The organism is Nitrospirota bacterium, from assembly GCA_016214385.1.
GTDB lineage: Bacteria > Nitrospirota > Thermodesulfovibrionia > UBA6902 > JACROP01 > JACROP01.
The window spans coordinates 1-7756 of sequence record JACROP010000139.1; the positions used below are offsets into that span (position 1 = coordinate 1).

Annotated in this window: 7 protein-coding genes and 1 tRNA gene; all 8 read left to right on the top strand. The window is 42.5% G+C overall.

Annotated features, from left to right (window positions below; translation table 11 throughout):
* Positions 1-920 precede the first annotated feature (920 nt).
* A tRNA-Val gene (locus tag HZC12_08705) sits at positions 921-995 on the top strand.
* A 123-nt stretch (positions 996-1118) separates the two neighbouring features.
* Positions 1119-2894, top strand: a complete 1776-nt coding sequence (gene thrS / locus HZC12_08710) for a threonine--tRNA ligase (protein ID MBI5026783.1) — start codon at positions 1119-1121, stop codon at positions 2892-2894.
* Between the two features lie 6 nt (positions 2895-2900).
* Complete coding sequence (locus HZC12_08715; GenBank protein MBI5026784.1) at positions 2901-3398, top strand: translation initiation factor IF-3; 498 nt, start codon at positions 2901-2903, stop codon at positions 3396-3398.
* Between the two features lie 115 nt (positions 3399-3513).
* Entirely contained in the window at positions 3514-3711 is a 198-nt protein-coding gene (gene rpmI / locus HZC12_08720; GenBank protein ID MBI5026785.1) for a 50S ribosomal protein L35, read from the top strand.
* 84 nt (positions 3712-3795) lie between these two features.
* The gene (gene rplT, locus HZC12_08725; protein MBI5026786.1) at positions 3796-4161 is read left to right on the top strand and encodes a 50S ribosomal protein L20; all 366 of its coding nucleotides are present in this window, start codon (positions 3796-3798) and stop codon (positions 4159-4161) included.
* A gap of 21 nt (positions 4162-4182) precedes the next feature.
* Positions 4183-5199 (top strand): phenylalanine--tRNA ligase subunit alpha, encoded by a 1017-nt coding sequence (gene pheS, locus HZC12_08730; GenBank protein ID MBI5026787.1) that lies wholly within the window; start codon positions 4183-4185, stop codon positions 5197-5199.
* An 80-nt stretch (positions 5200-5279) separates the two neighbouring features.
* Entirely contained in the window at positions 5280-7412 is a 2133-nt protein-coding gene (locus tag HZC12_08735) for a phenylalanine--tRNA ligase subunit beta (protein MBI5026788.1), read from the top strand.
* Between the two features lie 126 nt (positions 7413-7538).
* Positions 7539-7756, top strand: a 218-nt coding sequence (locus HZC12_08740; GenBank protein ID MBI5026789.1) for a hypothetical protein, incomplete at its 3' end; no start/stop codon positions are given.

The window sequence follows — 7756 nt, forward strand, 5'->3', positions numbered from 1 at the left end:
GTAAAGAAGGCCCGGCGCTCCAACTTTTTGCTTATATTGTCGCACCAAGTCCTATATTCGGTCTCCCAACGCGTCACTTCTGTTTCGTTCGAAACAGCCCTATTAAGGAGGTTATGAATAGCCCACGACAGATCCTCCGCTAAGTCGTCAATGGCTCTTTGACGTAGCGACCAGACGTTGAAATGCAGAGAGGCACCGATTAGGGCAAGGCCAATTATGACCAAGGTGAACTTAAACCATGGGTCGGTAACCCAAGGTGGCAAAACACCAATGAGATCAGCCGCCGCCTGCCCCGGCGTTGCTCCATAGATGACAATAAATACGCCGACCACTAATCCGGTTCCAGCAGCCCGAGTTACCGCACCCCCAATCCACATCCAAAAGGACTTCATATCGTCATGCTCGGTTGAGATGCCCAACAATGTTATTAAGCGACAAAACGAGTGTAGCAGAAATATGCTTTTTTGTAAAATAAAATTGACATAACCCATTAATTTAATTATACTCACTTGTCGGTTAATACCACAAACGGAAGGAATACACACAGTTCGGTAAATGCCCTATGCTAACTATACCGCCTGAGACATTGCGCTTTATTGCACTCATGGAAAAGCGAACCGTTCCTTCTATTCAGCGCAATTTCTATAAGAAATGGCTGCGGTCCTTTCTAACGGGGTAAATACCCATGTGGCAACAAGAAATGTCCTTGGTGTCAGGAGCCCACTCGAGAAATAGTAGCGAAAAATCTCTTGCAAATTTATCTTAACGAACATTATTGGCAAATAAAGCCTGCACTGCGCGTTTGTGAATGTAATCGTCACTTTGTTAAAGATGATCGAAGGTTGGGATCAGGAGATAGTGTCTACCCCCTTGACAAAAAACCCCTTATTTTTTAATATTTTTAGTGCTACTGGCTCAAAAGGCGCGTAGCTCAGGGGGAGAGCGCTTCCTTGACACGGAAGAGGTCGGCGGTTCGAGACCGCCCGTGCCTACCATACAGAAATTTGAGGAGCAAATTTCTGAGTTGAAAGTTAAAAGTTGACAGTGAAAAATAAAAAACTAAAATCCTTAACTCTTAACTCTCAGCTCTTAACTCATAACTTTTTAAAAGTGGAGGATTGAGGATTATAGGGACATTGGAAGACAAGGAGAAGGAAGTTCGAGAAATATACCGCCACAGCACATCTCATATCATGGCTCATGCAGTCAAGGAACTTTATCCACAGGTAAAACTTGCCATCGGTCCAGCAACTTCTGATGGTTTTTATTACGATTTTGACTACAATGGGACTTTTACCGACGAAGATCTTTTACTTATAGAAGATAAAATGAGGGAGATTATAAAAGCAGACAGGCCATTTGTCAGAAAAGAGATGCCAAGAAAAGAAGCTATAGAGCTTTTTAAAAAACTCGGGGAGACTTACAAAGTAGAGCTCCTCGAGGAAATAGAGGATGATATGGTCTCTGTATACGAAGAAGGGGGCTTTGTAGACCTCTGCCGCGGGCCTCATATTCCATCAACAGGAGGAGTTAGAGCATTTAAGCTCTTATCTGTTGCAGGTGCTTACTGGCGGGGCGATGAACACAACAAGATGTTACAGCGAATCTACGGCACATCTTTCTCCAGCGAGGATGACTTAAATACATATCTTTCTTTTCTCGAAGAGGTAAAAAGAAGGGACCACAGACGTTTAGGCAAAGATTTAGACCTCTTCAGCATTAATGATGAAATCGGGCCAGGCCTTGTTTTATGGCATCCCGGGGGCGCAGCCATCAGAAATACCATAGAAGATTTTTGGAGAGAGGAGCACTATAGGGCTGGTTATAAACTCTTATTTACTCCTCATATAGCGCGCCTTGACCTGTGGAAGAAAAGCGGCCATTGGGATTTTTATAGAGAAAATATGTATTCACCCATGGAGATTGAAAACCTTGAGTATGAGATAAAACCCATGAACTGCCCTTTTCATATAGCTGTTTATAAAACTCATCTCCACAGCTATAAAGAATTTCCGATAAAATATGCTGAGCTGGGCACGGTTTACAGATATGAGCGCTCAGGTGTCCTGCATGGGCTGTTAAGAGTACGCGGGTTTACGCAGGACGATGCCCATATCTTCTGCCGTGAAGACCAGATCGAAGACGAAATACTTAATGTCCTGGATTTCACTTTATTTATTTTGAGGACATTTGGATTTAAAGACTATGATATTTATCTGTCAACAAGACCAGGAAAATTTGTGGGCACCCATAATAGCTGGGATAGGGCAACAGCGGCACTGAAAAGCGCCCTTGAAAATAAAGGGCTTGCTTACAGTATTGACCCTGAAGGGGGCGTTTTCTACGGGCCAAAAATTGATATTAAAGTAAAAGACTGCCTCGGCCGTCCATGGCAGTGCAGCACAATTCAGGTTGATTTTAATATACCAGAGAAATTCGATGTTGTTTACAGGGGCGCTGACAGTAAGGAACACAGACCCATCATGATTCACAGGGCACTCATGGGGTCGTTGGAAAGATTTTTTGGTATACTTATTGAACATTATGCTGGAGCATTTCCCACATGGCTTTCGCCAGTACAGGTGTCTATACTTACAATTGCAGAGCGCCATTCACCGTATGCTCATGAAGTAAAGGAATTGTTCACTAAAGATGGGATAAGGGTTGACATAAACGCCGAAAATGAGAAGATTGGTTATAAGATAAGGGAAACTGCCCTTTTAAAAATACCATACATCTTGATAATTGGCGATAAAGAAGTAGAAAATAACACCGTGAATGTTAGAAAAAGGGGCGGGGAGAATTTAGGCGAGATGCCTGTAGAAAAAATAAAGGCTATTATCAGCGAGGAAATCAAATCGCGAAGCGATTTTCATTTTATAAATAGGAGGTGAAAGCCAATCGGTAAAGCGGCGAGGGTAAACGAAGAAATAAGAGCAAAAGAGGTTAGAGTTGTAGGTCCTGACGGTAGCCAACTGGGGATAATGCCTGTAAGAGAGGCGATTAAGATTGCAGAAGAACATGATCTCGATCTGGTAGAGGTTGCCCCTCTTGCAACGCCACCTGTTTGCAAGATACTGGATTACGGGAAGTATCGCTACCAGATGAACAAAAAACAGTCTACAAAACATAAAACCATTAATGTAAAGGAGATAAAAATAAGGCCTCAGATCAATGAGCACGACCTTATTTTAAAGATTAACCATATAAAGAGATTTCTTGAGGATGGCAATAAGACTAAAGTGACAATGATTTTCAGAGGTAGAGAGATAATACATTCTGCGCTCGGTAAAAAAATCTTTGACAGAATTTCACAGGAATTGTCAGGTAAGGCCAATATCGAGATGCCGCCTAAATTAGAAGGCAACCATATTGTTATGGTTATTGCGCCGAAATAACAAGGTAGCAAGCAGGTTAGTCGATGACTCGTCTACGACCCGTAGGGCAGAGGGGAAGGTCAGTTTATCGGACTCAGTCCGATCCGCCTGTGGCGGAGAAAATTAGGAGGTTTCAATGCCAAAACTCAAAACCCATAGAGGTGCAGCAAAAAGATTCAAAATAACAGGGACAGGTAAGATTAAAAAGAGAAAGGCGTATAAAAGCCATCTGCTTACAGGTAAGTCGTCCAAAAGGACAAAGCAGCTTCGCAAGGCAGATTTGATTAATAAGGCCGATTCTGATAATATTAAAAAACTTTTACCATACGCGTAGAGTAAGTGAGAAATAAAAAATGAGAAGTTTTTAAGTTCTCATTTCCCATTTCCAATTTCCTATTTAAGGTTTAAGGAGGAATAGATGCCGAGAGCTAAAGGTGGATTCAAGACCCGCAGAAGAAGAAAGAAAATTCTTCAGATGGCAAAGGGCTATTATGGCGCTAAGAGCCGTCTTTACAGAATTGCTACTGAAGCGGTTGACCGGGCCCTGAGATATGCTTATAGGGACAGGCGTGTGAGAAAGAGAGAATTCAGGTCTCTGTGGATAACAAGGATTAATGCTGCAGTGCGTTCTTTTGGCCTTACATACAGCCAGTTTATTTCAGGCCTTTCAAAGGCAAATATCAACCTGAACAGAAAGGTTCTTGCCGACATGGCCATCAGGGACCCTAAGGCCTTTGGTGAACTTACCGAGAAGGCGAAAAAGGGCCTTGCGGCTGGCGAATAACACCAGGGCCTGAATCGGGGCATGGTGAAAGAAGAAATCCTTTCCATAAAAACCCTTGCTGAGCAAGAGCTAAAAGAAGCAAAAGACCTTAAAGCCCTTTATGCGCTCAGGGTAAAATACCTGGGGAAAAAAGGGCTTCTTACCGAGAAATTAAAATCCCTCGGCAACCTTCCCAGGGAGCTCAGGCCTGAAGTTGGTAGTGTCCTGAACGAGGTAAAAGAATATCTGGAAGCGGCTTTAACCAATCAGGAAGCCGTTGTCAAGGCCTTAAGCAGAGAAGATATCCTCAAGGCCCAGAAAATTGATGTAACCATCCCGGGCTGTTTTGTGCCTTCAGGGAGACAGCATCCTATAGCCACTGTCCTTGATGAGATTGTAGATATTTTTGTATCCCTCGGGTTTAAAGTCGAGGAAGGGCCTGAAGTAGAGCTCGATTATTATAATTTTGAGGCCCTGAATATCCCGAAAGACCATCCAGCCAGAGACATGCAGGATACCTTTTATATCACCGACGATATTCTGCTGCGAACTCACACCTCACCTGTTCAGATAAGGGTTATGGAAAAGCATAAACCCCCTCTTAAAGTTATTGCCCCGGGCAAGGTTTACAGGTGTGACGCAGACATCACTCATACTCCGATGTTTCATCAAGTTGAAGGTTTTATGGTGGACAGCCATATTACAATGAGCGACCTTAAAGGCGTATTGGAACTCTTTATTCACGCCATGTTCGGACCAGAAACTCCAGTAAGATTCAGGCCAAGTTTTTTCCCATTTACAGAGCCCAGTGCAGAGGTGGATATTGGTTGCGTTATATGCAAAGGGAGTGGATGTAAGGTCTGTAAGGGGGCAGGGTGGCTTGAAATCCTCGGTGCAGGCATGATTAACCCCAGGGTCTTTGAGGCAGTTGGATACAGCGGAGAATATACAGGATTTGCTTTTGGTATGGGTGTGGAACGCATAACAATGCTCAAGTTCGGCATTGATGACATCAGGCTATTTTTTGAAAATGACATAAGATTTCTGGAGCAGTTCTGATGGAAAACACAGAGATATCTGCGGTCATCTGTGCTTTTTTATCTGTGATCGTCTGTGTTTAAATAACTTAGGAGATTTAGATGAAGGTATCATTAAAGTGGCTCAAGGAGTTTGTGGATTTTTCCCTCGGCCCCGGAGAACTCGCCAGTGTGTTTACCATGTCAGGTTTAGAAGTGGAAGGCATGGAAGAGTACAAAGGCGATACAATGTTTGACATTAATGTTACACCCAACAGGCCTGATTGCCTGAGCATTATAGGTATTGCCAGAGAGCTTTCAGCTATATTAGAAACTCCCTTAAGACATAAGACCATTACATTAAAAGAAACAGAAAAGAAATGTCCGGCCATAAAAATAATTGATGCAGACCTTTGCCTGAGATATTCGGCGAGGGTAATCAGAGACGTTAAAGTAGGGCTGTCGCCTTCCTGGATTACAGAACGCCTGCTGGCTCATGGTATACGGCCTGTTAATAATATTGTAGACATAACAAATTATGTGCTTCTGGAAATGGGACATCCCCTCCACGCCTTTGATATGGAAAAATTATCAGGTGACACAATCAGGATTGCGCGTGCAGGGAAAATTGATAAATTTACTACCCTCGATGCAATAGATAGGTCAATAAGTCCTCCAATGCTTTTAATCTGGGATTCCTTACAACCGATTGCCATAGCAGGTGTTATGGGAGGATTAAACACTGCAGTTTCTTTATCTACAAAAAATGTATTGCTTGAAAGCGCTTATTTTGACCCTATCTCGATAAGAAGAACTTCCAGGGAATTAAATCTTAAAACAGAGGCCTCATACAGATTTGAAAGGGGAACTGATATCGAAGGCCTAATACTGGCACTGGACAGGGCAGCCCAACTTATTGCTGAAGTCACAGGTGGTCCCGAAACTTCGGGATCAGTAAGGGTAGATGAATATCCTAAACCTTTTATTCGGTTAGAAATCTCTATAAGGACAGAGGCAGTTCAAAGGACTTTGGGGATTAAAATAAATGGTGAGAAAATCAAAACTATCCTGAGTGCCTTGGGAATGAAGGTAAAGTCAAAAGATAACGGATTTATAGTAACCCCACCTACGTACAGGAGAGATTTATGTAGAGAAGTAGACCTCATAGAAGAGGTGGCAAGGATTTATGGTTATGATAAAATTTTAGCTGCTTTACCTCAGACAGCAATGATACCAGGAGGCGAGAGCCAACGAAGGAAGCTGATAAAGAGAGTTAAAGAGTCTCTTGGAAAATCAGGGTATTCTGAGGCAATCAACTATAGTTTCATGAATCCTGCAAGTCTTGATATATTGAGACTTTCGCCCCACGATCATAGAAGAAATTTTCTCAGGTTAAGAAATCCTCTACGCAAAGAGGAGGAAGCCCTGAGGACAACCCTCGTTCCATCTCTCCTGTCAAATCTGCAATGGAACACAAGCCGGGGCATAAAATCCCTTAAGCTCTTTGAAGTTTCAAAGGTCTTCTCCCCCATAAAAAAAGATGTCCTGCCTGAAGAGACAACTCTTTTAAGTGCGGTCTGCCTTAAAGATAGAGGGCCATCCCTTTATCTGAGCAAACATGATGGCCTTTATGATCTCAAAGGAGCCCTGGAGGCCCTGTTTATTGATCTTAAAATAAACTATTCCTTCATCCCAATACTCCAATACTCCAATGCTCCATCACTCATCCCTGAGGGTAGGGGAGGTTATTCCGCCTACGGCGGATCCGCCGTAGGCGGAAAAGAGCCCTATCTGCATCCTGGTAAGTCATGCATGATTAAGATCGAAGGTGAAGCGGTTGGATTCTTAGGAAGCCTTCACCCGGATATTGCAGATGCCCTCGATATAAGAGGCGATATTTCTCTGTTTGAACTAAATCTGGATAAACTCCTTTCCCTCACACAAACAAAGATCACCTATCAGAGTATTCCAAAGTATCCTTACGTTGAAAGAGATATGGCTATTATAGTCCCAGAAGATATAACAGCAAATGACGTAGAGATGGCTATAAAAACATTTCCCTCAGAGATAATTGAATCCGTGAGTTTATTCGATATATATACCGGAAAACCAATTCCAGAAGGGGGAAAAAGCCTTGCCTTTTCCATACGATACAGGGCTAAAGACAGAACCCTGACGGATGACGAAGTCGACTCATTGCATTTAAATATTTTAGAAAGCTTAAAGAAAGTTGTAAGGGCGGAATTGCGCACTTAACCCAAAAATACAATTAACCACAGAGACACGGAGACACTGAGAAATGATAAAGAATAAAATAGGTTTTAAAAACTCTGTGTCTCTGTGCCTCAGTGGTTTTCTTAATGTATAAGGTAAAAATGGTGAATGCAACCTATTAGATTGCAAAGCGATTCTCTGGCTAAACTCGCAGAACTTATCCTCTCAGACCCTGTTAATAAATGGGTTTTCTCGTCCAAGGACACTGTATTTCTTGTTGGAGGATACATAAGAGATTTATTCAGAGACATCCCTTCAAAAGATAGAGATTATGTGATTAAGGGAGACATAAAAAAGATAGCCTCAAGATTTGCAGAACAATTCAA